Source organism: Geomicrobium sp. JSM 1781026 (assembly GCF_041949955.1).
Classification (GTDB): Bacteria; Bacillota; Bacilli; order Bacillales; family Marinococcaceae; genus Geomicrobium_A.
Genome location: NZ_JBHFQF010000004.1, coordinates 235,254 through 260,813 on the forward strand (window position 1 = coordinate 235,254; position 25,560 = coordinate 260,813).

Sequence of the window (25,560 nt, forward strand, 5' to 3'; positions counted from 1 at the left end):
TCTACGTAACTGCACGGTCTTGCGCAATCATAAAACATTACCATAAAACAGAAGGAAGCTCTTCTTCAACTGCTAATTCTACACCGATGGCTCCGAGTACACTACCGAGTGCCTGTGTCCAAGCACCAAACGTATCCAAGCGTGACCCATCCCCACCTGCCAACTCTTTTTTTGAAGAAATAATTTGGATGACATTCCCCGTAATTTCAATTAATAAGCCGTAAAACACAAGAATGTCCGGTTTGGTTTTCTCTAAAGGCACAAGGTCAGTTAGTATAAGGCTACCGCCTAATGCTTGCAGACCATTACCTTGAATGTTGAAGACAAGATTATCTTCTTCAGACACGTCACGTAGCAATCCTTGAAGAATTGTCAAGTTCCCGATGGTTAACAGTGTCGATCCTACTTTTTCGGCCGGTTCATCTTCACTTATTAGTTCCACAGCGAGCGCATCTCCACCCGCTTGTAATGATACGCCCACCAATTCAAGTTGTTCGCGCCTCTCATCCGTTAAATCAAATCTTTCCGTACTTGCCACAGCTTCTATAATTGTACCAACTGCCACCGTCCACGCAGCAAAAACTTCAGACCTGCTAGACATTGCGAACCCCTTTTGAATCGTTTTGCCAATAGCCTATGCTCTGGACAGGATTTCCGGTGACGATTATTTCTTAAAATACTGCTGGTCTTGAATGATATTTTTGGCTAAAACGACATCGTCAGTAATGAGGCCATCCACATTTAAGTCGAGCATTTGTCGAATCGTCTTCTTTTGGTTCACCGTCCAAATGTATAATGGCACGTTGAGATGATGAAGCTTTTTAACGTAGCGATAGTGACTACATACTACATCTACATCGACTGTTTGAAGTTTCTTTATTCGCCTTCGATCTCGAAGCCAGTGCCGCTTACTCCCAACAATTAGACCGGTAGTCACCCGAGCACTAGCAAGCCTCACCTTCTTCAAAACGGATAACTGGAACGAGGATACTAGCGTGCTTTCCATCACGCCATGTGTAGCGAGCACATTGACTACCTCATGTTCCATTTTTGTTTCTTTTAATTCAAGGTTCAATCGAATTCGGCCTTTACAGAGCACAACGGTGTCTTCTAACGTCGGAACGTCAAAGCCCTCTTCCTTTGCCAATTTACGCAATGCTGAGTACGTAACGTGACGGATTTTCTTACCTTTAAATACCCGGTCATGAAAACATACCAAATGCCCGTCCGCAGTCATCTGTATATCTGTTTCGATATAATCCGCACCAACGACAATCGCTCGTTCGAATGCAAGAAGAGTATTTTCTTTAATTGTACCTTCACTGGCACCGCGATGAGCAATCACAATGGGACATTTTCCTTTCACCGATCGTGTCTCCCCTTCCATCCTTCTATAGCATACGTGTGAATTTCTTTATCGAGAAGAGTAATTCACAGTTTATACAAAAAAAGCTGTTGAATTTCAAGTAAAATCGTTGAGCAATATCTTTGACGCATTCAAAAATTAACGGTAATATTTAGATATACGAAATAAAGTGCAATCCCTCTGTTTTCTTCCTGATCGATTCTTCTTAACTCCTCACGAACGTGCACGGTTATTTTTTATGTACGACAAACGAAGGTGATCTCATTAAAACTGAAAAAAGAAATTTATTGATTATGTGGTTTGCCAACCTATTCGTTGGTGCCAGCATGACGATGGTTCTGCCATTTCTGTCTTTATACATTGATTCCTTTGGCGGATACACTCAAGAAGAGGTGCAACGTTGGGCTGGGCTTGTTTTTGGTGTCTCATTTCTTGTTGCTTTTTTAGTCTCTCCACTCTGGGGGAGGATTGGAGATCGATTTGGAAGAAAGAAGATTTTAATTGGTACAGGGTTCGGGATTGCTCTGTCAGTCTTTCTAATGGGGTATGTTCAGTCTGTTGAATCCCTCTTCATACTGCGCATCTTCATGGGGCTTGCGACTGGTTTTATTCCTGCCTCTATGGCGTTAATCTCTGCGCAAAGCGATAAGCGAACCGCTGGTCAAACGCTAGGCACACTCCAAACGGGTACTGTATCTGGCGGGTTGCTCGGCCCACTTATGGGTGGATTCATTGCCGATACTGTTGGAATGGAACTGACGTTTATTATTACTTCAACCGTACTCGCATTTGCAACATTGCTCGTCATTGTCGGTGTGAAGGAAGTTCTCTATCAGGAAAAAGGCGAATCGAACCGCAAGTACCATTGGAAAGAAGTGATTCGCCATATTAGTACGTCGCCGATGCTCATTGTCATTATGGTCGTTGCCCTGCTCGTTCAGCTCGTCAATTTTAGTGTGCAACCGCTTCTTGCCTTGTACGTTGATGCGCTAACCCAGACGGAGAACCTTGCTTTTATGGCAGGTATGGCTTTCTCTGTAACTGGCCTTGGTAACCTCGTCGCCACAAGAAAATGGGGACAAATTGGAGATCGTATTGGGCACGAAAAGATTATGTTGCTTCTCTTAATCTTATCGGGAATATTCTTCATTCCACAAGCTTTTGTTAGTGAACTATGGCATCTGATTGCGCTCCGTTTTCTCTTTGGTATTGCTGTTGGTGGCTTAATTCCTTGTACAACTGCTTACATTAGGCAAGTGTGTCCTCTTTCAATGCAAGGAGAAGTACTCGGATACAACCAAAGCTTCCGTTTTCTCGGTAACGTCATCGGCCCCGTGTCCGGTGGTTTTATCGCTGGTACCCTTGGCATTCCAGCAGTATTCATCATTACAGGCGCGCTGTTTTTCGTAGCCGCTCTTTGCTTAAAAGTTGTGCTTTCCCAAAACAAAAAATCTGTCGATATGAATGTGAAACCGTCCGGTCCAGAAAAAACGACGTAGACGCTTGCCGCACAACAGTGAAGAGCTCTCATTGTTGTGCGGCTTTTCGCCTCTCGATTGTTAACCTTTTATAAATGATGGTTGACAATTAACTTTCTACTCGCTAAGCTGAAAACAGAAAGGGAGGGTTGAGTATGCGCGCATATGACATGATTTTGGTCAGCATGTTTGTTGCCTTAATGAGCGTCGGTGCGAATATTACGAGTATGTTTCCATTTTTAGTCATATTTGGCGTTCCATTAACGTTTCAATCGTTCATTGCAATACTTACCGGTGCAATTCTAGGTAGCAAACGCGGCGCCTTAGCTATGGGCCTCTATGCACTTGTTGGACTTGCAGGCGCTCCAATATTCACACAATTCCACGGGGGGATCGGCATGCTCGTCCGCCCAACATTCGGGTTCGTACTATCCTTTATTGTGCTTGCATTTGTAGTTGGCAAGATAATTGAACGTAAGCAACATCCATCATTTCTTACATATCTCGTTGCGAGCATGGTTGGGCTTCTCATCAACTATATCATAGGAACAAACTGGATGTATGGGATGTATTCATTAGGCTTTCAAGCCCCGGACAACTTCACCTATTCCCTCGTTTGGTTATGGATGTTGTTGCCGTTTGTAAAAGACATTATTTTGACAATCATGGCCGCTTCAATTGCTTATAAGCTCGTAGCCATTCTTCCGCAAAGGACGGCATCAACCGCCAATTAATGTTTTTGATTTCCAACTTCTTTCTCATGTGTAGATGGGCATTGACTGTGTTATAATATGTAAATGCTCACCATCCAAACATTTACTTTGGCGGAGGCCGTCCATTTGTTTGAACTGGAGAAAGGACGTTGGCAAGAGTATGGAAATATTTATGAATTATCCTCTTTGGATGGCGATTTCTGCAATTGTGCTTGCACAGCTTGTTAAAGTCCCCATTGCCTTTATAGCCACTAGAAAAGTCGACCTCTCACTCATTACGAGTACGGGTGGCATGCCAAGTTCCCACTCCGCTGCCGTTACTGCACTGGCAACGACGATTGGGATTGAATATGGGTTTCATTCCAGCATGTTCGCACTATCAGCGATGTTTGCGATTATTGTGATGTACGATGCTACTGGTGTGAGACGACATGCAGGCTATCATGCCACGATGTTAAATCAACTCATGAATGACTTTAATAAACTGATCACCGAAGCAAAGAACTGGCAGAATAAAGAAGAAGTTGAGAAACGAGAAGAACTAAAAGAATTGCTCGGACACAAACCAATTGAAGTATTCTTTGGTGCCCTGCTCGGAATTATTTTAGCAATTACTGCATACAATTTCATAAATCCAACATTGTATTAAGAAAACACCCCGAAGCGAAAACCGCTTCGGGGTGTTTGTGTTAGATCGGGGGTGTGAAAACTTCTAATGCTCGATTTTCGTTAAGCGAATCAAACTCTTCTTCTGAAAGTGACCCTTCTCCGTATTGCATAATGTAGACATTAATGTCTTTTTTTCCCCACTCATTATAGACGTCATTAACGGTTTCATAATAAAGATCAATAATTTCTCCTTGGATCGCAGATCCTGTATCTGCGACAACTCCGTACCCATACCCTGGGACAAATAGAATCGTACCAATTGGAAACACATCCGGATCAGCAGCAATTGTAGAATAGACATCCCGCGAAACAGGAACACCAGAAAACGTAATGCCGTATGCCGGATGACCAGGCTCTTTTCCAGTCGATTCGCTACCTGCGGTATAGCCCGTTGCGGTTACGTTCACCGCTGGAAACTCGTCCAGGTCAATATTGGCTTCAATTTGTGCAGCTGCTTCTTGTACCGTAGCATCGTCATCAAGGACTTCAGCGGCTTGGACTTGAGATCGTATCGCCCATTGATGAATCTCATCGTCACTCGCATTCACCTGTTTTCCTTGCTCGTCTGTCCAATCTTTTGTGGATATGCCCGTTAATTGTGTATACGTTACATATAGCGCACACAATACGAGAAAGGCCATGAGAATCCTTTTTAACCCCGTAGCATACTTGGACATGCAATCACCTGCTTTCTACTTACGACAGCATGCCCAATCTAGTCTTTCGTTATTCGCTGCTTGAAACAAAAATGACCTCACGGTCTTTAAAAACCGTGAAGTCATTCCTTATCCATGCCATGATGTTTAATCTAAAACATTTGATAGCCTCGCACGCGTAACATACGGATCGCAACACCAGCAATAATGGCCCCGATAAAACCTGACAATAAAATCACGATATCAGCAATTCTAAGCGCTGCAAATTCAGCAGGAATTGCAGAAAATGACTGAATCGGAGCAGTGAAATACTCTGTAAATGTGGCAGAATTAACGATCCAAATGACAATCACCGGGTAGATGACCGCCATCATCCACGTGGATCTTAATACCATGTTTAATAGGAATCCAATTCCAAAAAACAGAATTAAAAACAACATCATGGAAATGATTAATTGCGGCAAGCTCGTTATGCCCAAGCCGCTCACCTCCAACCTTCTTTCTTAGTGTACAAAAGCCCTCGATGATCGTCAATTTGCACACTGCCTGTTCATAAATTGTGCACAAATTAGCCAAGAATAAATCCGGAAGAGATCAATTCTCCTCCGGATGAATGAGTCCTAGAATGGGTTTCTCCCTTTTGTAAGAACAAGACCGATGCCACCAAGTTTCATGAGGTAGCGATTGTCACTCATATGTTTCATGAAATAGGCAGACCTACCGTATAGTTTCTTCCCTTTTAGGAAGGAAACATTCACAGTGCCCATCGCTTCTTTTCCGCCTAATGATGCAAGTGTCCCGAGAATTTCTGGCTTGAATGCGGAAGCCGATCCTCCCTTAATGAGAGACAAAATGTTCTCGGCAACTGCACTACCTTGTTGCATAGCAATTTGAGCGGTTGGTGGGAATGGTCTTTCTGTTTCTTCGTTAATCATTAACGAGCAATCTCCAATAATAAAGACGCTTTCTTCACCAGGTGCACGAAGATCTGGGTCGACTTTCACACGACCTCTCATCGCTTCAAATCCAGCTTCTTCGATGAGTGGATTTCCACGAACTCCCGTTGCCCAAACGATCGTGCTTGCTGGGATTTCCTCACCATCTTTAAGGATGACGAGGCTATCTTTCACTTCAGAAATTGGTGTGTTAATCTTAAATTCCACGCCCCGGTGCTCAAGCAAGTTCATAGCGTATTCGACCAGCTCTGGATCAAACCCTGGAAGCGCTGTTGGTGCTGCTTCTATCACGTACATCTTAACTTTTTCACGAGGTACATCATAAAACTCACAAAGTTTTGGCACGCGCTCGCTTAATTCTCCGATAAATTCAATACCAGTAAACCCTGCACCTGCAACAACAAATGTGAGGTCTTTATCATGATGAATGGATTCGTTTCGATATTTAGAGAATTGGAACTCAATATGATCTTTGACTTCCCGTACACCATCAATTGTCCACTTGTGGTAAGAGTGATCAAACACGCCTTCAACACCAAACGTTTCGGCTTTGGCTCCAACCGCAATGACGAGATAGTCATAATCAAACACTTGACCATCTTGGAGTGTGACTTTCTTTGCTTCTTTATCAATGCTTGAAACTGTGCCTTGGACGAACGATGAACGATTCGAGTTTAACACCTTTTCAATTTCAATTCTTGCGTCATCTGGCTTCATTGTGCCTGCAGCCGGCTCATGCAACCACGTCGTTTGGTAATGATACTTATGCTTACTAATTAGCGTAATGTGCGCCTCTCCAGACCCCATCTTCTTCTGAAGCTGACTTACTGCCATCATTCCACCGTAACCTGCTCCGAGAACAACAATTTGTGGTTTTTTCGCCACGGTACTCACGTCTCCAATCCATTGGTATGTCCAGTTGTTTTTGAGTATGTGATTACTTTCACATACTCAAACAAATTAATGTCGTTAAACGTTCACATTTCTACACTCTTTATTATAGCCAGTTGCCGCACACATTTCAATACACAAATCACTTTTTTGCAGAACTTGTCGCAAATTGTCTCGTATGCTTTTATTTCCCGACACACCGATGCAATGTTATAATGGTAAAGTTGTTTCGTGTAATCATATTCTTGGAGGTGTACGCTCGTGGAAGACCATTCTGTCGAACTTTACGACATTACAATAATAGGCGGAGGCCCAGCAGGTCTTTTCGCTGCTTTTTACGGAGGTATGCGTCAAGCAAAAGTAAAGATCATTGAAAGCATGCCTCAGTTAGGCGGTCAACTGTCCGCATTGTATCCAGAAAAATACATCTATGATGTTGCCGGCTTTCCTAAAGTGGGTGCACAGGAATTAGTGGACAATTTGCTAGAACAAATGCAAATGTTTGATCAAACCATTGTGTTAGACCAAACGGTTAACATGGTCGACAAGCTAGCAGATGAATCATTTCGCATTGAAACCGACAAAGATGTCCATTACTCCAAAACCATAATCATTACCGGTGGTGTTGGTGCATTCCAACCGAGAAAACTTGCCGTTGAAGAAGCCACTCAGTATGAAGGTAGCAATTTGCACTATTTTGTGAACAATTTAAGTGCTTTTAAAGACAGAAACGTTTTAATCTGTGGGGGTGGAGATTCTGCTGTTGACTGGTCACTCATGCTTGAAAAACAAGCGAATGTGACCCTCACGCATAGACGAGATAAGTTCCGAGCACACGAACATAGTGTTTCTGAACTTCAAGACTCCAATGTAAATTTACTCACCCCTTTTGATATTCAAGAGTTGCGCGGTGATGGAAGGCGAATTGAGCAAGTCGTATTGCAAGAAGTCAAAGGTGAACGTCAAGAAATTATAGATGTAGATGATGTAATTGTTAATTACGGGTTTGTCTCTTCGCTTGGTCCAATTAAAAACTGGGGACTCGATATTACGAAAAACTCGATTCTTGTTAACACAAGAATGGAAACAAACATCCCAGGGATCTATGCTGCAGGTGACATTACTTCTTACGAAGGAAAAGTAAAGTTAATTGCCTCAGGTTTTGGTGAAGCTCCTACAGCCGTGAGCAATGCAAAAGCCTATATTGATCCAAAAGCAAGACTTCAACCTGGACATAGTTCACATATGTTTTAACAGCAAACGCCCTCGAAAATTATTTTCGAGGGCGTTTTTTCATGACAAAATACAAATTTCGGTTTATATTATTAGTACATTTGATCGATTCCTTAAGTCACCATAGATTGGAGGAGCTTCGCATCCAACACGATGATAACCATAAGCTAACATTTGTTCACACAGCACAAGCGTATTTACGTATTAGCTCAATTCAAGATGAACCGACTACGACAAGAGAAACTGTCATTTGGATTTCTTCGTTTAACTGGGACCGATTAGAATTCACCTCATCACTTCATCTTCCAGAAAGAAGTGATGTCCACTATGCCATCACCGTTCGTTTTATTGAATTGTTCACCCTGTTTGGCCATATTGAAAAGCGTTCCTTATCCAGCCCAACATACACATACACCTTTCAGTTAAAAGCCAGTACCTCACAAGCACTACTAACGAAACACCTATTAGATATTAAAAATGACCCTATCTTTAAAGCCGTTGGGTTCCACCCAGGAATTGATTGCATTGTTAACTGACCGTTTCATACCCAATACAAACAACGGCAAGATCATACCTTTTAACCTAGCATGTGGAATGAGGGGAGTACCGACAAACAGTTTCTATACATATAGTGCGCCAGCTCATTTGTTGCAAAAAAACTGTCCACACCACAATGTGTAAACAGTTTTTTTATCCTTCATTTTCGGTAATAATCTTCCGAATAAATTCCTCTTGTTCATCCTCTGTGTGCGACTCATCGAAAAAGGTCACCAAATAGCTATAACCATTAAGCGTCCATTGATAACTTCCGCGAGGATTCGTTGTACTTTCATACACTGTGTGATCAGCAATTGTATGTTCGATACGATCGGATTCATCTGACATTTGTACGTCTTGATTAAACACTTGAAGATCAATGATCGTATCGCCTTCATACGTACCGTAAATCGTCTCTGTTGCAAGCTCAATGCCCTCTTCTTCTGCTAAATCTTCAAGTTCCGTCGATGGTGTGTCCGATGTAGCAATTCCATAACTCATATATAGAATTTCTAAACCTTCAGATTCCTCTATATAAATCGATAGTAAGTCGTAGTCGTTATGCTCAGGAATTGTCATCGTAAAGGCTGTCTCGTCAAGACGTTCTTGGGCTTCACTTCCTCCACTATTAGAAGTGGAGGAGCAGCCCACTGCTAATAAACTCATCAATACAATAAGCAAAAATTTCATTTGTACACTCCTCAAAAAAAAGAGGCGAGTCACTCGCCTCTTTACATCGGTTTAGCAATTCTCTGGGTTGCCGGCATTTTGCGCCGTTCTAAACGAGGCTCCGCAACCGCAATTTGCAATCGCATTCGGATTATCAATCGTAAACCCGCCACCCATCATATTTTCTTTATAATCAATGAGTAAACCTTCGACAATCGGTTTGCTCTCTTCATCGACAATGACATCAATGCCAGATTGTTGGAAATGAACGTCGTCATCATTCGGATTAGCATCAAAACCAAGTCCGTACGAAAGACCACTACATCCGCCACCTTTTACTCCAACCCGCAGTAAAAGCCCTGGGTTTCCTTCTTCTTCTTTCATTGACTTAATTCTTGAAGCTGCCGCTTCTGTAATCGTGATCATGTGTCTTCCTCCTTCCAAGGCTCACAAATCATGAGATTACATGTATTGTAACAAAAGACGAGCATTCAATCCAAACAGACGTCTTCTCGATTAACATGTTACCCAATCGGAGCGACGTCGGGGTTGTCTGGTTTCGTCTTCATCATATTGGAATGACGTGTGTCTATTTGGCGGCTATAATGCATAACGAGAGGATGGGCAAGTCCATGCTGTTCGGCAGCAGTGACCATCTTCGCACGCAACATCTCCAGCTGTTCATAGTCGGCATGTTTCTCTTGAGCCATGCGATACTCCTTCCTGCTCAATCGCCTGAGCATATCCTTCTGTGAGATGCATTTTCTTTATTTCTTCATTCTACTAAAAAAGCTAGAGAGAAGCAAAACATTCCGCAAATCTTTCGAAAATTTTCATACATATAAATTTAGGGAGACACTGTCACTTTCCAATTCTTACTGCGGAATGTATAATAGATGAGGGAAACGACCGTATTTTTCCATCACCGCTGTTTTACGAAGGAGGTTTTTATATGGCTATACTGCTGAACGACCCAAAGCTATCTGCCATTAGTGAAAAAGTCAGAAACGGTGAACGATTGACAATTGAAGACGGCCTTACTTTATACAATACTCCCGACTTGTTATCTGTTGCCCAACTTGCCAATGAAGTAAATCAACAGAAAAATGGTGACAATGTATACTTCATCGAAAATATGTACATCAATCCAACGAACGTATGCGAAGCAAGCTGCTCCTTTTGTGGATTTAAGCGTAAACCTGGGGAAGAAGGCGCTTATACGATGGACTCAGATGAACTGCTTCGATACGTAAATGAACGTTGGAATGATAATATTAACGAATTTCACATCGTGGGTGGCCACAATGTGGATGTGCCTTTTGATTATTACTTAGACACCATTCGCACACTGAAGAAGAATTTCCCAAATACAACGGTAAAAGCCTACACAGGCGCAGAAATAGAGTTCTTTGCTCGTCATGCAGGTCTAACGATGCGTGAAGTGTTAGAAGAACTTATTAAAGCGGGTCTTGATACACTACCTGGTGGCGGTGCAGAAATTCTTACAGAGAGATATCGTGCGAAGATGAGCCCTGACAAAGCTTCAACAGATGAATGGCTAGAAGCTCATGAAATTGCACATGATCTTGGACTTCGCACGCATGCAACGATGCTTTATGGCTCGATCGACACTTATGAAGAACGACTCATTCATATGGATCGACTTCGTCAACTCCAAGATAAAACAAACGGGTTTATGGTATTCATTCCACTAGCCATGCAGCCCCGTAAGCAAAGTGCCGGTTTAACGAGGCGTACATCTGCATTTGATGATATGCGCACCATTGCAATCTCACGTCTTATGCTAGATAACTTTGATCACATTAAGGCGTATTGGATTAATATTGGACCTCAGCTTACTCAAATGGCGCTCACGTACGGCTCTAGTGATATCCACGGGACGTTAATTGAAGAAAGAATTTCACATTCAGTAGGTGCCTTAACATCCCAAGGCATTACGAGAAAAGAACTGATCCACATGATCAAGGGTGCAAACAAAACCCCTGTAGAGCGTGATACATTCTACAACGTCATCAAAACTTACTAATAATTGCTTTTCTAAACGACCGGGGAAATCTCGGTCGTTTATTATAATTGGCTTAACATCGAAAACAATGATATGATAAGGGGTAGCGACTTTACAGCCAACAACGTGTATACGTTTAGGATACATTCTACATTGAAAGGAAGATGACGCTTGATTACTTGTGAAAATGTCGGGCTAAGATACGGGGATAAGAAATTATTCCAAGAAGTAAACATCCAGTTCAACCCAGGCAATTGCTATGGTCTAATTGGCGCCAATGGCGCGGGGAAATCCACATTCCTCAAAATTCTCTCTGGAGAAATCGAATCCCAAGATGGGCATGTGCATTATGCGAAAGGCCAACGTCTTGCTGTACTAAAGCAAGACCACTTTGCCTATGAGGAATATGAAGTTTTAGAAACGGTCATTATGGGTCATAAACGCCTATACGAAATTATGAAAGAAAAAGATGCAATTTATATGAAGCCAGACTTTAATGATGAAGACGGCATGCGCGCTGCAGAGCTTGAAGGTGAATTTGCCGAGATGAATGGGTATGATGCTGATAATGAAGCAGCCCAACTTTTAAATGGTCTTGGCATTGGTGCAGAATATCATTATAAGAAAATGTCAGAGCTTGAAGGTGGAGAAAAGGTCAAAATTCTTCTCGCTCAAGCACTATTCGGCAGCCCTGACATTCTCCTTCTCGATGAGCCGACAAACCACTTGGACATTCAAGCGATTCATTGGCTTGAAGAATTCTTGATTAATTTCCAGAACACTGTCATTGTCGTATCTCACGATCGCCATTTCTTGAATAAAGTATGTACCCATATTGCTGACATTGATTACGGCAAGATCGAACTGTTTGTCGGAAACTATGATTTCTGGTATGAGTCTAGCCAGTTGGCAAGAAGAATGGCGAAGGATCAAAACCGTAAAAAAGAAGAGCAAGTGAAAGAACTGAAAGAATTTATTGCGCGCTTTAGCGCCAACGCTTCCAAATCAAAGCAAGCCACATCTCGAAAGAAAACGTTGGACAAAATTGAACTTAACGACATTAAACCGTCTTCCAGAAAAACACCATATGTCGCATTTAAGCCTGATCGCGACATTGGAAACGACTTGTTAACCGTTGAGAACTTGTCAAAGACGGTTGACGGGAAGAAAGTTTTGGATAATGTCAGCTTCACATTGCAGCCTAATGAGAAGGTCGCTTTTGTCGGAAGTGAAGAAACCGCAAAAACGACGCTGTTCCAAATTCTATCAGGTGAACTTGAACCGGATGAAGGAACGTACAAATGGGGTGTAACAACGAGCCAATCGTACTTCCCGAAAGACAACTCAGCGTTTTTTGAAGGTGTTGATCTAACACTTGTTGACTGGCTTCGGCAGTACTCGCCAGAAGATCAGACAGAGAGCTTTATTCGAAGCTTCCTCGGTCGCATGCTCTTTAGTGGTGAAGAAGCGTTGAAAAAAGCTAAAGTATTGTCAGGTGGAGAGAAAGTACGTTGTATGCTTTCAAAAATGATGCTTAGCGGGTCTAATGTTCTCATCTTAGATGAGCCAACGAACCACTTGGACCTTGAAGCGATCACAGCAGTGAACCACGCACTGATTGACTTCAAAGGATCCGTGCTGTTCTCCTCTCACGATCATCAGTTTATCCAAACTGTTGCAAACCGTATCATAGAGTTCACACCAAATGCGGTGCACGATAAGCAAATGTCTTACGATGAGTATTTGAAAGAAATGAACCTCATTGAACAATCCTAAAATGACGATAACGGCTGGCAAAGGGATAAAAAGCCCCTTCGCCAGTCGTTTTTTATTTCGATTTGCTAACTTTCTACGCTCGACGTAAAGAAGTTGACCTCCTTTTCCGTCCACCAATTGGCTTTACTTCACGAGAATACCGACTTAAAGCGACTGCCCACTTAAGGACGATCAGAGCATTTATGTGACAATGGCAATATTCCCCCACTCGGTCTTGCACGTAACTGGAAACAGATCTCCCACCTCTCCAGTACAGTAACCCTTCTTTATTACAATAATGTTACAAAATTAATATAAATGTAATATTTCGAGTTTATACATTTGGCTACCGGGTATAGATAAGTAAGGCCAGAAAGAAAAATCATTAGAAAGGGGCAATACTGATGAAACCGCTCATGCTTGTAGCAATGGGAGTAACGGCTTTTACACCGATTGCCGCTGATGACACTAACGAAGAGACGACACCATTCACTGCCGACACATTTGAAATGCAGCCTGAGGAGCTTGTCGAAGAATTATCTCTCGTTCAAGAACATACGATGGATATTCTAATGACAGATGATTACGCGTTCCCTAGATGGGAGCTTGAAAACTTCTATACACCTGAGCTTTCAGCAACGCTTCATCACCAATGGAATGAAGATGCTTATATTCAGCCGTTTCAATGGGAAGATTACACCATCGTTGACCAACTTCTTCATAATGATGTTGAAGAAGTAACTGTTACGACTCCACATTGGGTGGACGGAGAACAAGTTGCGACCGTTGACGTTACAACTTCGTCTATTGAAGATGGAGCAGGAAATCGCGCATATTTCGATGAAACGTATGAGTTTATTTATGACCAAACGACCGGGAACTTCCTTATTACTGACATTGTCATTGAACAAACGTGGTAACTAAACTTATTAAAACTAACACGATACGAAACGACCTGAACTTTATGTTCAGGTCGTTTTTACTTTTTTAACAGAGTGTTCAACATCTTATTACGAAATTTAAATCCCCTCCATTTGTACTCAACACTTGTTGTTTACAATGTAACTAGAAAACTTATTGGAGGGATGCAACGTGGTTACATTTTCAATCATTGGAGACTTACACTATTCAATTGGTGAAAGCGAATCAGAAGAAATGATGGAACTAAAGAATCGTTTTTTCCAACACTTCCTAACTGAATTTTTCTCCTTACAATCTGATTTTCACGTGTCTATTGGTGACCTCACACATCACGGGAAGCGAGAGGAAATACAAAGTATATACGCAAAAATCAATCATTTATCTGCTAGCTTTCAACATGTACTAGGAAATCATGATCTCTATGAGCTGACTAAGGATGAAATTGTACAGCTTACAGGTAAGCCACGCTATCATGCCTATTCTTGCAGTGAAGGGCGCGTTATCCGCTTGGACTCCACACGTGAGAAGCGCCCAGATAACTGGAGTGGTGTTATTGACAATGAGCAGTTTTATTGGCTGAAACAAGAAATAGACTCCCATCAAAATGAACCACTCATTATTTTCTCTCATCACCCTCTCTACAACACAACAACACGTTCAAGTGAGTTTAACGGTTCTATTATTAAAGAAGACCCCATCCACGAATTACTCCAAAATCATAAACCAGGCGGTTATTTTTTCTGTGGTCATTGCCATACCCACTCGATTTGTCGAGAAGATAATTGGTGCTACATTCAGACAGCTGCAGTTTATGATCACCCCGTTATCAGAACGGTCTCCATAAAAAATCGTACATTAAAAACCACACTCCATGAAATTGATGATATTGAACTGAAGAATAATGCTAAGAAAATACACGATAGCTTGTATGAAAAAAATACACCTTTTGATCCTTATGGGCATTTTACAGATCGTTCCCGTAAACTCGTACTCATTTAGGAGGCATCGCGCGATGGCAAAAATCACATTTCATAATATCACGAAAAAATTTGGGGATGAAACCGTCATCCCTACTATGAACATGGAGATAAAAGATGGCTCATTTACTGTGCTCGTTGGTCCTTCAGGTTGTGGAAAATCAACGACTTTACGTATGATTGCTGGTCTTGAAAAGCAGAGCAGCGGAGATATCTTCATTGGTGACCGCTGTGTAAATGATATCTCAGCAGGAAAACGAGACGTGGCCATGGTCTTTCAAAATTACGCGCTATATCCAACAATGACTGTTTGGGGAAATATAGAATTCGGATTAAAAAACAGAAAAATACCTAAATACGAAAGAAAACAACTGATTGAGGAAATCACCGAGATCGTTGGGCTGACTCCGTATTTACACAAAAAACCACAAAAATTATCTGGTGGACAACGTCAACGTGTTGCCCTTGCACGAGCGATGGTAAAAAAACCAGAAGTATTCATACTTGATGAGCCGCTTTCAAACTTAGATGCCAAACTCCGTCATCAAATGCGGGCTGAACTTGTCCAGTTACACAAGAGGCTAGGAACGACTTTCATCTATGTTACACACGATCAAGTTGAAGCGATGTCAATGGCAGACGAAATCGTTTTGCTCGATAAAGGTGAAGTCCAGCAGATTGCTGCCCCACTTACGATGTATGACTACCCTGAAAATTTATTTACCGCACAATTTATCGGTACACCCCCCATGAATATTATTGACACAACAATGCTGCCCGCAGCGACATGGAAGAAAAGCACACCTACTAAAATTGGGTTTCGGCCTGAAAAAATAATGCTTGCACCTCAACCGAGCCCTATGCACTTCTCACTGCCCTGCACCGTCCTTACTCGTGAAACACTGGGCACAGAAATCATTTACCAACTCGACACCTTTGCCGGCATCTTATTTGCAAAAACTTTTCAACAACCAATAATCAACTCGAAAAGCCTTTACTTAACTGTGAAAGAAGAAGATATTTACTCCTTCAAGAAAAACAATTCATGCATTGCACCCCCTAAAGGAGTCGATCGAGAAATAAAAGGAATCGTCCAATGAACCACTTATGGATGGCTCTCCGGCCGTATACGATGATCGCGCCCGCATTGATTGTTTTTTTGCTGTTTTTTATCTATCCAATTGGCTATATGGTATATCTAAGTTTTCATGATTGGAACTTCGTAAGTCCCGATAAAAACTTTGTAGGGATGAATAACTATCGTGAATTATACGATCATCCAGAATTTCTCCAATCTGTGGAGAACACCGTCATATTCACATTATTAAGTGTGGGGATCACTACGGTTATTGCACTTTTGCTTGCACTTTGGATCAACAAACCAACGAAGCTATATGGATTTGTACAAGGCGCAATTTTCAGCCCCCACATTATCTCTCTTGTCTCCATTGCTATGCTTTGGATGTGGTTAATGGACCCGCAATATGGGTTATTAAATTGGCTCCTTGACCTTTTTGGACTACCCCAATCAGAATGGTTAGCTTCCCCAGACACTGCACTGTATTCCTTAGTCATTGTGGCTATTTGGAAAAGCGTCGGATTTAATACACTTATTCTTATCGCCGGTCTTCAGAGCATACCTTCGTACCTTTACGAAGCTGCCGAACTTGACCAATCAAGTCCATTTACATCTTTTTTAAAGATCACATTGCCGTTAATTTCACCAACGCTCTTCTTTCTAGTAATTATTAATGTGATCAGCAGCTTTCAAGTGTTCGAAACGATCGACATTATGACGCAGGGCGGACCTTTAAATTCAACAAGCACCCTCGTTTACTTCATATATGAATATGGGTTTCGTTTCTTTCAGCTTGGCTATGCTTCTGCAGCTGGGGTCGTACTTCTTATCGTACTTTCAATCTTTACCGTTCTTTACTTCTTACTCGTTAGTCGTCGCGTTCATTATCAATAAAAGGCAGTGGTTGTCGTGAGAATCCATCAATTGTTTTTTAAACTGTTGAACGTCACTGGTCTCGTTTTGATTATTTTCATTTTCGCTACGCCCTTTGTTTGGATGGCTGTAACTTCGGTCAAGTCGCTGAGTGAAACGATTACGTTTCCACCCGTCTGGATTCCTGAAACCATTCGTTTTAAAAATTTTGCCCTAGCATGGGAGTCCGGCCCTTTTTTTAGATACTTAATCAACAGCTTAATCGTCACATTTTCCATCCTTATCCTACAATTTCTAACCATTGTCCCTGCGGCGTATGCGTTTGCTCGTTATCAATTCTTTGCAGATCGTACATTGTTCGCGCTAACAATGATTACACTTATGATTCCAACACAATTAATCTTTTTACCTGTGTATCTACAATTTAGCTCTTGGGGAATTTTAGATACTCACCTCGCACTGATTTTACCATTCGCAGCCAATGCTTTTGGAATTTTCATGCTACGGCAAAGCTTTAAACAAGTACCTGAAGAATTACTAGAAGCCGCAAGACTCGACCAAGCAAGTGAATGGAAGATTATTTATAAAATTATGGTCCCTATGGCAAAACCAACAATCATTACCCTCTTACTTTTCAGCTTCATTACGCATTGGAACGACTATTTCTGGCCACTTGTCATGACAACCTCAGATGCAAGTCGAACACTACCTGTAGGAATCTCAGCATTGACCAATGTAGAAGGGGGAGTTGCCTGGCATATTATGATGGCTGGAAATATGATTCTTGTCGTACCGATTCTAATCATGTTCTTCTTTGCTCAACGTCAAATTATTCGTGCGTTTGTCTATACGGGCGTCAAATAATACAAAAAAGGAGCTACCCTAATGTGGAAACCTAATTTTTATGTACTCGTCATTTCAATGTCAGCACTCATGCTTGCAGCTTGTGGAGAAAGCGAAGGTGATTCACCGGAGGCAACCGCATCGCTTTCAAATGATCCGATCGAGATAGAATATTGGTATGCGTTTGGCGATAAGATTGGTGAGAACAACGAAGCGCTTGTGGAACAATTTAACGAAGTCCAAGATGATATCATTGTCACTGCGCACTATCAAGGCAATTATGAAGACTTGCATTCCCAAACACAAGCAAGTATTGCAGCAGGAAATGCCCCACATGTCACCCTTAATGAAATTGCTTCAATGGGGGCCTTTGCAGAAGCTGGTATGACCGAAGACCTTACATCTTATATAGAAGAAGACAATATTGACCTTAACGACTTTGTAGAAGGATTAATGGGCAACTCTTATATTGGGGAAGGCATCTACGGGCTTCCTTATCTACGGAGTACACCAATTCTATATGTTAACAAAACGATGATGGAAGAAGCCGGACTCGACTCTTCAGGACCTGAAACGTGGGAAGAGTTTGAGGAGTATGCGCGTGCATTAACGAATGACGAAGGCGGTGTCGGAATGACCATGCCGGTAAACATTTGGTTTTACGAAGCCTTTGTCAAACAAAGCGGTGGATCGGTGTTAAATGATGATGAGACTGAAGCTACTTTCAATGAAGCTCCAGGGGTTGCAGCGGTTGAGTTTATCCAAAGAATGTACAATGAGGGTACCATTAAAGTTCCTACAGGAGACGAAGCAGGGCAAGTCGCTCTTCAAGATTTCACTAATCAAAACGCTGGCATGGTGTTCAGCTCTACAGCTGATTTAACAAACTACCTATCTATAGCTGAAGAAGCTGGCTTTGAAGTGAACACCGCGTTTATGCCTCAAAACGAACAATACGGCACACCGACAGGTGGCGCAAACCTTGTCATGGTCTCTGGACATCCTGACGAAGAAAAGAAGGCAGCTTGGGAATTTATTAAATGGATGACAGAGCCGGAACAGACGGTTACTGCTAGTACAAACACAGGTTATCTTCCAATGAGAGAGTCTGCAATTGAAAGTGAGGAAATGCAGTCCTTATACGAGCAAGTTCCTCAATATAAAGTAGCTGTTGACCAACTTGAGTATGCAGGTCCTCGTCCACTAAACGCGAATTACGCCGAAGCTCAAAATATATTGAACGATGCAATAACATCTGCATTAATTGAGGACAATCAAACACCACAAGAAGCGTTAGATGAAGCAGCAGAACGCATTAACAGCTTATTAAAGTAGGAAAAAAGGGATCATCAGCTGATGATCCCTTTTTCTACACTTTTGAACCCTTTACATCTTCATACGTTTTTCGATTGGCGACGTAGTTTTCTTCGAAGCATTTGATATCGATGAGCACGGTGCGATCTTGTTGAAGCGCTTTTTGAAAGGCCGGCAGAAACTCATCTTTCGATTTCACTTCCATGCCAATCGCGCCCATCCCTTCAGCCACTTTTGCAAAGTCTACTTCTCCTAACGCTGTACCAATCACCTTATCTGGGTAGTACATTTCTTGGTGCATGCGAATGGTTCCATAATTTTGGTTATCAAATAGCAAGATGATGATAGGAGCTTTATGCCTGACGGACGTTTCAATCTCTTGAATGGTCATCATGCCTCCACCGTCGCCGTTAAATGATACAACAGTTCGGTGTGGTTCTGCGATTTTTGCTCCAATCGCTGATGGGATGCCATAACCCATGGCTCCATTCGTTGGACCTAAAAACAGGTGTGAGTCTTTAATGACGAGTTGGTTGTGCAACCATGTGGCAAAGTTTCCAGCATCACATGTAATGACGGCATTGGGATCCAATTCCTCATTTAACGTCTCCATCACGTGGCTATAAATTGAATCATCCGTTTCTACAGCCATCAACTCACTATGAGACTTTCGACACACTTTTTGCCAATCACTCCAATCCCCCTCTACCACAACGTCAGTAAAGGCTTGCAGCGCATTGACAGCATGAGAAACAATGCCTAAATCAGGTGGATAAACTTTTCCAATTGTATTCTCGTCTATATCAATATGGATCAGCGTCTGGTCCCATCGTAACAACGTATAATCTTGAGAAGTCGCTTCTGAAAGCCTTGTTCCTATCGCAATGACAAGGTCCGCTTCTTTAAAATGATCCACAAGTGTTGGCGCTGCGGCAAGGCCCATATGGCCAATGTACGCCTCATGATCATTATCAATAATTCCTTGTCTACGAAAGCCAGCAATGAGTGGTAGTTTGAATTTCTCGACAAATTGACGTAATGCCAACTCGCCTTCTGATGAACTTACCCCACCACCTGCAATGACGATCGGCTTCTTAGCTGCTCCAAACAGGCGTTTGAATGTTTCGACTTCAATCGTTGAAGGAGAAGGAGCTGGAATGGATGTCGGGGGACCAAAATTCATCGTTGTCGTTTCTGTCAGCATATCTTCAGGTAACGAAACAATAACTGGACCTGGTCTACCTGTTTGCGCGACGCGAAAGGCTTTTTGAACGAGTTCAGGAACCCGGTGACTATCTCGAATTTCCGTCGTCCATTTGGCAATTTCATTGAAGTTATGATCAAAGTTCACTTCTTGAAATCCTTCACGGCCGAGAAATTCACGCTTTACTTGACCTAGAAAAACGACCATTGGTGTGGAATCTTGAAATGCAGTATGAACGGCGATGGATATATTCGCTGCCCCAACACCTCTTGTAGCCATAGCAACGCCGACCTTGCCTGTGGATCTTGCGTACCCTTCAGCCATAAAACCGGCACCGCCTTCATGCCTGTTCACGATCAATTCAATGCTCTCTTGTCCTTCAAGTGCATCAAGTACTGCCAAAAAACTTTCCCCAGGCACTGTAAATGCCCGTGAAACATTCTCAATCTTCATACACTCTACTACGGCTTCTCCTGCAGTCATTGTTTTTTGGTAACGCATGTGGGTTCCTCCTCTTAATAATCAAGAAAGGGGGTCACTGCACATGCATGACCCCCTTTAGATTAGAGCAATTCGTATTGCTTATGAAGATCTCTAACAGCCGCAACAAGCGCGTTCGCGGCCTTGCCTTTATAATACTCCTCGACGAGTTTCTCCGCTTCCTCTGGGCCTTCCCTAAGGCTAATCCCTTTAAGAAGGTCGTGGATGTATTGGCGGCCATGATCAGTCGCTAATGTACAAGAAGCTTCAAGGATCACGCCATACTTATAATCAACTTCCGCGGTAATGGTTAATGTGTCGAACACGCTTTTCGCTGCCATACCTTGTGGTAACTTTGCATGTCCTGCGATAAAACGAGTATGTTGAAATGCGATCGAGACCCTCTCCTTTGCGATTCGTCTACTGATCTAACGCCATTGTTGCCAATGTACGTACCATCACGCCAGTTCCACCTTTTGGCCCCATTGGCGTGACACGATCAAGGAATGATGTACCGGCAATATCCAAGTGAACCCATGGAGTGTCTTTTACAAATGATTGTATGAAAAGACCTGCCGTAATACTTCCTGCTAATCGACCTGGAGCATTATTCAAGTCAGCAACGTCTGTTTGCTTAAGCATCTCATAATAATGAGGATGTGTCGGAAAACGCCAGATCGCTTCTCCTGATTGTTTCGCTGCTGCTTCTGCTTGAGCATAAAAATCATCGTTATTCGATACCGAACCCGTAACGACGTCACCGAGGGCAACGACACATGCACCTGTAAGGGTTGCAACATCAACAATCTTCGCTGCACCGAGATGCTTTGCATAAGACACTCCGTCCGCTAGAGCAAGTCGACCTTCAGCATCGGTATTCGTCACCTCAATCGTTTGCCCATCAAAGGAGCCAATCACGTCACCGGGACGCATAGCCTGTCCATTTACCATGTTCTCTGTAGACGGGATGACGGCCATTACATTCACGTCTGGCTGAAGGTGACCCACGACTTCCATCGCACCAAGAACGGAAGCTGCACCACCCATGTCAGACTTCATCGTTTTCATACCATCCGCTGGTTTCAATGAATACCCGCCAGTATCATAAGTTAAACCTTTTCCGACAAAAGTGAGGGGTTCACTCCACGTTTCTTGCCCTTGATATCGAAGAACAATCATTTGTGCTGGCAGATCTGAACCTTTGTTCACTGAAAGTAACGCGTCCATACCCATTTCTTCAAGTTGTTCATTGCCCAACACATCAAATGAGAAATGGTCGAAACGGCTTGCCAATGCTCTTGCTTCACCAGCAAGCGCTACTGGCGTCAAATCATTGGCCGGAATGTTTACGAGTGTTCTCGCCAGATTTACCCCTTTCGCCGTCGCTGTACCAGCTACAATAGCCGCCTCATTCGCCTCACCATTCGTATAGAAAGTGATACTTTGATCTGGTTTTTCTTGTTTATTCGTTTTGTACGCATCAAAGGTGTATGTGGACACATGTCCCATCTCTGCAGCTGCCTGTGCAACATCGGTAGAATCCCAGCGATCATTCGTAAATGTATCGAGTAACACCGCTACTTTCGCATCGTCTGAAGCAGCTTGGAAACCTGCGCCTAATGCCTCTTTCAAAGATGAAATTTCCGTATCGTTCCCCTTGCCAACAAAAATTAGCGTCGTCCACTCACTTCCTGATGGGACCGTAAAGCTTGTCACTTTTCCTTTTTGCTTTTTTATGTGTGAATATTTCTTGTTAAGCAGATCATGTAAGTCCTTCGTTCCATGCGTTAATGCTTCTGGTAGCCCGGCATCTTCTGTGCCGACACCAATAATTACCGCTGATTCGCTTGTTTCTAACGACCATTCTTTTTTATACGTATACATGTTGTTTCGCCCCCAACTGAAAATTCTCTGTACGCATAAACATAAAAACAAACGAAGGCTACTCTTGCATGTTCTGCAACAGTTAGCCACGTTTGTTCAATTGCACAGAGCAAAAAGCCTCTGTCTATATGATACCCTCTTTTTTTAGATCATCAATCGTTTTTTGATCAAAATTAAACCATTCCGACAAAAATGACGTTGTATGCTCTCCGAGTGTGGGCGGTGCACTGTTGACATCTAACGCATTCCCATCAGAAAGAATCGGGTTTCTAACCCCTTTGTACATTCCAAGTGATGAATGAGAATGCTCAACGACCATGTCTCGATGTTTCACTTGGTCATGCTGGAATACTTGCTCAATGTTGTTTACTGGTCCACAAGGCACTTGATTTGCGGCCAATTTCTCCGCCCATGCATCTGCTCGTTCTGTCTTAAATACGGATTCAAGAATCGCTCTTAGTTCACCTCGATGAGCGATGCGGTCGGCATTCGTACGAAAACGGGGGTCCTCGGCTAATGACTCTTGACCAATGACGTTGCACAGTGCAGCAAACATCCGGTCGTTGCCTGCAGCGATCATGAGCGGCTTATCACGACAAAGAAAGGTTTCATATGGTGTAATATTCCCATGTGCATTTCCTGCCCGCTTTGACACATGTCCGTTCATTAAGTAGCTACTAGCGATGTTGGCTAGGGAACTCACTTGAACATCTAACAAAGAGAGATCAATGTGCTGCCCTTTTCCACTCTCGTCTCGTGAACGTAATGCCGCTAGAATGCTAATGCACACATAATGGGAAGTCATAATATCTACAACTGGTGTGCCGACACGTGTCGCCTCTCCATCTGCTTCGCCAGTGACATCCATAAGTCCAGCGACTGCTTGAATGACAGGGTCATACCCTGGCTGTTTATGATAAGGACCATCTTGACCGTACCCAGTCACAGAGCAGAGAATTATTTTCGAATTTATTGAAGTGAGATGCTCATAACTTAAGCCGAGTCGTGCGAGTGTTCCGGCTTTAAAGTTCTCAACGACCACATCGGCCTTTTGGACCATATCTTCAAACAAGCTCCGCCCTCGCTCACTTTTTAAGTTCAAAGTGATGGACTTTTTGTTGCGATTTGCCGACAAGTAGTACGTGCTTTCTTCCCCAGCGAACGGCCACCAGTGCCGAATGTCGTCACTTCCTCCAGGCTGCTCAACACGAACAACTTCTGCTCCTAAATCGGCAAGCAACATCGTGCCGAGCGGTCCTGCTAATACTCTAGAAAGATCGAGGACTTTCACACCTTTTAGTGCTCCTTGCATCATCTACCTCCTGTATGAGTTAGTCTTGTGCGACTGTTGACTTTTCAAAAGGCCACGCAGGTAACATCTTTCGGAGTGGTTTATCTTCTGTATACCCTAGCGCATATCGTGCTTGCATCAGTGTATGAATTTCACGCGTTCCTTCATAGATTACTGGAGCTTTTGAGTTACGTAAATACCGCTCAACAGGGTACTCATTGGAATAACCGTATGCTCCATGTATTTGAACAGCATCATTCGCTGCTTCGTTTGCAAAGTTACACGATTGCCATTTGGCAAGCGATGTTTCCCGAGTATTCCGAACACCTTCGTTTTTCAATTCCCCTGCCTTGAAAACGAGCAAGCGACTGATCTGTAGGTTGGCTTCCATGTTGGCAATCATCTGTTGGACGAGTTGATGCTTCCCAATCTCTGTACCAAATGTCTTTCGTTCATGGCAGTAAGACACAGATGCTTCAAGGCTTGCCATAATGAGACCACATGCGCCTGCAGCGACAGTGAAACGACCATTATCCAACGCCGACATTGCAATTTTGAACCCTTCTCCTTCTTCACCTAACAGATTTTCTTTTGGAATCTTTACGTTGTCAAAGAAGATTTCGCCTGTATTTCCTGCACGAATGCCAAGCTTGCCTTTAATCGCTTTCGAGCTGAAGCCTTCAAAATCACGTTCCACGATGAATGCCGATATGCTGGAATGCTTTTTGTCTTTCTCGCCGGTATACGCAAATACGATAAATGTGTCTGCTACATCACAAAGGGAAATCCATGTCTTTGACCCATTCAGCACATAGTGATCGCCATTTTTCTTCGCTGTTGTATTCATCGCAGCCACGTCAGAACCTGCATTCGGTTCTGTCAATCCGAACGCGCCAATCTTCTCGCCTTGCGCTAGTGGCGTTAAGTATTTTTGTTTTTGTTCTTCGTTCCCCCATTGTAAAATCGTCATGCTGTTGAGACCGATGTGTACAGACGCAGCCGTCCGAAACGCGGTATCCCCACGCTCCAACTCTTCACATACAATGGCAAGTGTGTTGTAATCCATACCGCTTCCACCATATTGCTCAGGAATACAAATGCCCATAAATCCAAGGGTGGACATTTGGTCAACCACACTGCGTTCAAAGTGCATGTTCTCATCCCACTCACCGATGTGCGGAATAATCTCTTTATCCACAAAATTGCGTACCGTTTTCTGAACCATTTTTTGTTCATCGCTTAATGTAAAATTCATCGTATACCCTCTCCATTCTCATTTGTAGACGCAAAAAAGCCAGTCTACTCCCATTAAAAGTAAACTGGCTGACAGTCTTAGAGATCACCATGGCTAGGCAGCATAAGACTTGAACAGTTCATCATTTGGTCACAATTATATGACTAGTTTGATCATTTGTCAATTCTTTCAGAATTATTCTGCGATCACATAGGCTTTTGCCATCAGCTCCAAAAACCGATGGATGCTGTCCTCCGTGTGAACCATGCTCTTTAGAATTTGATGGACTTCTTTTAAGTCTTCATCCGAAGCCATCAGAATTTCCCCGATAATATAATCGCTTTCCATCCAATGAAAAACCCCGTCTAAAAAAAACGTATAGACACGGGGCTCTTCAGGATATTGGCTGAAAAATCGCTGAATGTATGTTACATATTTCTCTCCATCCATGCTGCGTTGCCCCTTAGCTTTGATACTTTAAACTATGCAGCAACGAAGTAAGAGTGACGCCA

27 protein-coding genes are annotated in these 25,560 nt (G+C 42.8%); 13 read left to right on the forward strand and 14 right to left on the reverse strand.

What is annotated here, in order from left to right; all coding sequences use genetic code 11:
* Positions 1–37: 37 nt before the first annotated feature.
* Together ACE1TF_RS08840 and ACE1TF_RS08845 are read right to left on the reverse strand one after the other, a co-directional pair.
* Complete coding sequence (locus ACE1TF_RS08840; RefSeq protein WP_042403144.1) at positions 38–601, reverse strand: DUF6944 family repetitive protein; 564 nt, start codon at positions 599–601, stop codon at positions 38–40.
* 63 nt (positions 602–664) lie between these two features.
* A complete protein-coding gene (locus ACE1TF_RS08845) occupies positions 665–1,366 on the reverse strand; it encodes a glycerophosphodiester phosphodiesterase (RefSeq protein ID WP_375016025.1) in 702 nt (233 codons plus the stop codon).
* A gap of 293 nt (positions 1,367–1,659) precedes the next feature.
* Here ACE1TF_RS08845 and ACE1TF_RS08850 point away from each other — a divergent pair, with 293 nt between their 5' ends.
* The 3 genes from ACE1TF_RS08850 to ACE1TF_RS08860 all read left to right on the forward strand — a co-directional run bounded on the left by ACE1TF_RS08850 (position 1,660) and on the right by ACE1TF_RS08860 (position 4,206).
* A complete protein-coding gene (locus ACE1TF_RS08850; protein WP_042403168.1) occupies positions 1,660–2,865 on the forward strand; it encodes an MFS transporter in 1,206 nt (401 codons plus the stop codon).
* A gap of 134 nt (positions 2,866–2,999) precedes the next feature.
* Complete coding sequence (locus ACE1TF_RS08855) at positions 3,000–3,578, forward strand: biotin transporter BioY (RefSeq protein WP_375016027.1); 579 nt, start codon at positions 3,000–3,002, stop codon at positions 3,576–3,578.
* 139 nt (positions 3,579–3,717) lie between these two features.
* The gene (locus tag ACE1TF_RS08860; RefSeq protein WP_042403138.1) at positions 3,718–4,206 is read left to right on the forward strand and encodes a divergent PAP2 family protein; all 489 of its coding nucleotides are present in this window, start codon (positions 3,718–3,720) and stop codon (positions 4,204–4,206) included.
* Positions 4,207–4,246: 40 nt separating this feature from the next.
* Here ACE1TF_RS08860 and ACE1TF_RS08865 read toward each other — a convergent pair whose 3' ends face one another.
* The 3 genes from ACE1TF_RS08865 to ACE1TF_RS08875 form a co-directional block, all read right to left on the reverse strand.
* Positions 4,247–4,903, reverse strand: coding sequence for a 3D domain-containing protein (locus ACE1TF_RS08865; RefSeq protein ID WP_375016029.1), 657 nt, complete (start codon positions 4,901–4,903; stop codon positions 4,247–4,249).
* A 131-nt stretch (positions 4,904–5,034) separates the two neighbouring features.
* On the reverse strand, positions 5,035–5,355 hold the full coding sequence (locus ACE1TF_RS08870) for a YuiB family protein (protein ID WP_255343686.1): 321 nt from the start codon (positions 5,353–5,355) through the stop codon (positions 5,035–5,037).
* A gap of 147 nt (positions 5,356–5,502) precedes the next feature.
* Positions 5,503–6,723 (reverse strand): NAD(P)/FAD-dependent oxidoreductase, encoded by a 1,221-nt coding sequence (locus tag ACE1TF_RS08875; RefSeq protein ID WP_152549116.1) that lies wholly within the window; start codon positions 6,721–6,723, stop codon positions 5,503–5,505.
* Positions 6,724–6,990: 267 nt separating this feature from the next.
* Between ACE1TF_RS08875 and ACE1TF_RS08880 the strand changes: the two genes are divergently transcribed.
* Both ACE1TF_RS08880 and ACE1TF_RS08885 read left to right on the forward strand, forming a co-directional pair.
* On the forward strand, positions 6,991–7,983 hold the full coding sequence (locus ACE1TF_RS08880; RefSeq protein WP_042403135.1) for an NAD(P)/FAD-dependent oxidoreductase: 993 nt from the start codon (positions 6,991–6,993) through the stop codon (positions 7,981–7,983).
* A 41-nt stretch (positions 7,984–8,024) separates the two neighbouring features.
* Positions 8,025–8,498: a hypothetical protein gene (locus ACE1TF_RS08885; protein ID WP_042403133.1), complete on the forward strand. Its 474-nt coding sequence runs from the start codon at positions 8,025–8,027 to the stop codon at positions 8,496–8,498.
* A gap of 154 nt (positions 8,499–8,652) precedes the next feature.
* Here the strand turns inward: ACE1TF_RS08885 and ACE1TF_RS08890 are convergent, their stop codons facing one another.
* The 3 genes from ACE1TF_RS08890 to ACE1TF_RS08900 form a co-directional block, all read right to left on the reverse strand.
* Entirely contained in the window at positions 8,653–9,189 is a 537-nt protein-coding gene (locus ACE1TF_RS08890) for a hypothetical protein (protein ID WP_375016032.1), read from the reverse strand.
* Positions 9,190–9,240: 51 nt separating this feature from the next.
* Positions 9,241–9,594 (reverse strand): HesB/IscA family protein, encoded by a 354-nt coding sequence (locus ACE1TF_RS08895; protein WP_375016034.1) that lies wholly within the window; start codon positions 9,592–9,594, stop codon positions 9,241–9,243.
* Positions 9,595–9,692: 98 nt separating this feature from the next.
* A complete protein-coding gene (locus ACE1TF_RS08900; RefSeq protein ID WP_042403129.1) occupies positions 9,693–9,878 on the reverse strand; it encodes a Spo0E family sporulation regulatory protein-aspartic acid phosphatase in 186 nt (61 codons plus the stop codon).
* 242 nt (positions 9,879–10,120) lie between these two features.
* Here ACE1TF_RS08900 and mqnE point away from each other — a divergent pair, with 242 nt between their 5' ends.
* The 8 genes from mqnE to ACE1TF_RS08940 all read left to right on the forward strand — a co-directional run bounded on the left by mqnE (position 10,121) and on the right by ACE1TF_RS08940 (position 18,976).
* A complete protein-coding gene (gene mqnE / locus ACE1TF_RS08905) occupies positions 10,121–11,215 on the forward strand; it encodes an aminofutalosine synthase MqnE (RefSeq protein WP_375016036.1) in 1,095 nt (364 codons plus the stop codon).
* 150 nt (positions 11,216–11,365) lie between these two features.
* Entirely contained in the window at positions 11,366–12,970 is a 1,605-nt protein-coding gene (locus ACE1TF_RS08910; protein ID WP_042403127.1) for an ABC-F family ATP-binding cassette domain-containing protein, read from the forward strand.
* A gap of 383 nt (positions 12,971–13,353) precedes the next feature.
* Positions 13,354–13,869 carry a hypothetical protein gene (locus ACE1TF_RS08915; protein ID WP_375016039.1) on the forward strand — a complete coding sequence of 172 codons (516 nt, stop codon included), beginning with the start codon at positions 13,354–13,356 and terminating at the stop codon, positions 13,867–13,869.
* A 172-nt stretch (positions 13,870–14,041) separates the two neighbouring features.
* The gene (locus ACE1TF_RS08920; RefSeq protein ID WP_375016041.1) at positions 14,042–14,869 is read left to right on the forward strand and encodes a metallophosphoesterase family protein; all 828 of its coding nucleotides are present in this window, start codon (positions 14,042–14,044) and stop codon (positions 14,867–14,869) included.
* A 13-nt stretch (positions 14,870–14,882) separates the two neighbouring features.
* Positions 14,883–15,947, forward strand: a complete 1,065-nt coding sequence (locus ACE1TF_RS08925) for an ABC transporter ATP-binding protein (protein WP_042403121.1) — start codon at positions 14,883–14,885, stop codon at positions 15,945–15,947.
* Entirely contained in the window at positions 15,944–16,819 is an 876-nt protein-coding gene (locus ACE1TF_RS08930; RefSeq protein WP_375016044.1) for a carbohydrate ABC transporter permease, read from the forward strand. The genes ACE1TF_RS08925 and ACE1TF_RS08930 overlap by 4 nt, the downstream gene beginning before the upstream one ends.
* 21 nt (positions 16,820–16,840) lie before the next feature.
* On the forward strand, positions 16,841–17,662 hold the full coding sequence (locus ACE1TF_RS08935) for a carbohydrate ABC transporter permease (protein ID WP_373901119.1): 822 nt from the start codon (positions 16,841–16,843) through the stop codon (positions 17,660–17,662).
* A 21-nt stretch (positions 17,663–17,683) separates the two neighbouring features.
* Entirely contained in the window at positions 17,684–18,976 is a 1,293-nt protein-coding gene (locus tag ACE1TF_RS08940; RefSeq protein ID WP_375016046.1) for an ABC transporter substrate-binding protein, read from the forward strand.
* 34 nt (positions 18,977–19,010) lie between these two features.
* Here ACE1TF_RS08940 and ACE1TF_RS08945 read toward each other — a convergent pair whose 3' ends face one another.
* The 6 genes from ACE1TF_RS08945 to ACE1TF_RS08970 all read right to left on the reverse strand — a co-directional run bounded on the left by ACE1TF_RS08945 (position 19,011) and on the right by ACE1TF_RS08970 (position 25,498).
* The gene (locus ACE1TF_RS08945) at positions 19,011–20,660 is read right to left on the reverse strand and encodes a thiamine pyrophosphate-dependent enzyme (protein WP_375016048.1); all 1,650 of its coding nucleotides are present in this window, start codon (positions 20,658–20,660) and stop codon (positions 19,011–19,013) included.
* 62 nt (positions 20,661–20,722) lie between these two features.
* Positions 20,723–21,034, reverse strand: a complete 312-nt coding sequence (locus ACE1TF_RS08950; RefSeq protein WP_375016298.1) for a DUF3870 domain-containing protein — start codon at positions 21,032–21,034, stop codon at positions 20,723–20,725.
* 25 nt (positions 21,035–21,059) lie between these two features.
* Positions 21,060–22,523, reverse strand: coding sequence for a leucyl aminopeptidase (locus ACE1TF_RS08955; RefSeq protein ID WP_375016050.1), 1,464 nt, complete (start codon positions 22,521–22,523; stop codon positions 21,060–21,062).
* A 124-nt stretch (positions 22,524–22,647) separates the two neighbouring features.
* Positions 22,648–23,835 (reverse strand): CaiB/BaiF CoA transferase family protein, encoded by a 1,188-nt coding sequence (locus tag ACE1TF_RS08960; RefSeq protein WP_375016052.1) that lies wholly within the window; start codon positions 23,833–23,835, stop codon positions 22,648–22,650.
* 19 nt (positions 23,836–23,854) lie between these two features.
* Positions 23,855–25,069, reverse strand: a complete 1,215-nt coding sequence (locus ACE1TF_RS08965) for an acyl-CoA dehydrogenase family protein (RefSeq protein WP_042403111.1) — start codon at positions 25,067–25,069, stop codon at positions 23,855–23,857.
* A 174-nt stretch (positions 25,070–25,243) separates the two neighbouring features.
* On the reverse strand, positions 25,244–25,498 hold the full coding sequence (locus ACE1TF_RS08970) for a hypothetical protein (protein ID WP_042429158.1): 255 nt from the start codon (positions 25,496–25,498) through the stop codon (positions 25,244–25,246).
* Positions 25,499–25,560 lie beyond the last annotated feature (62 nt).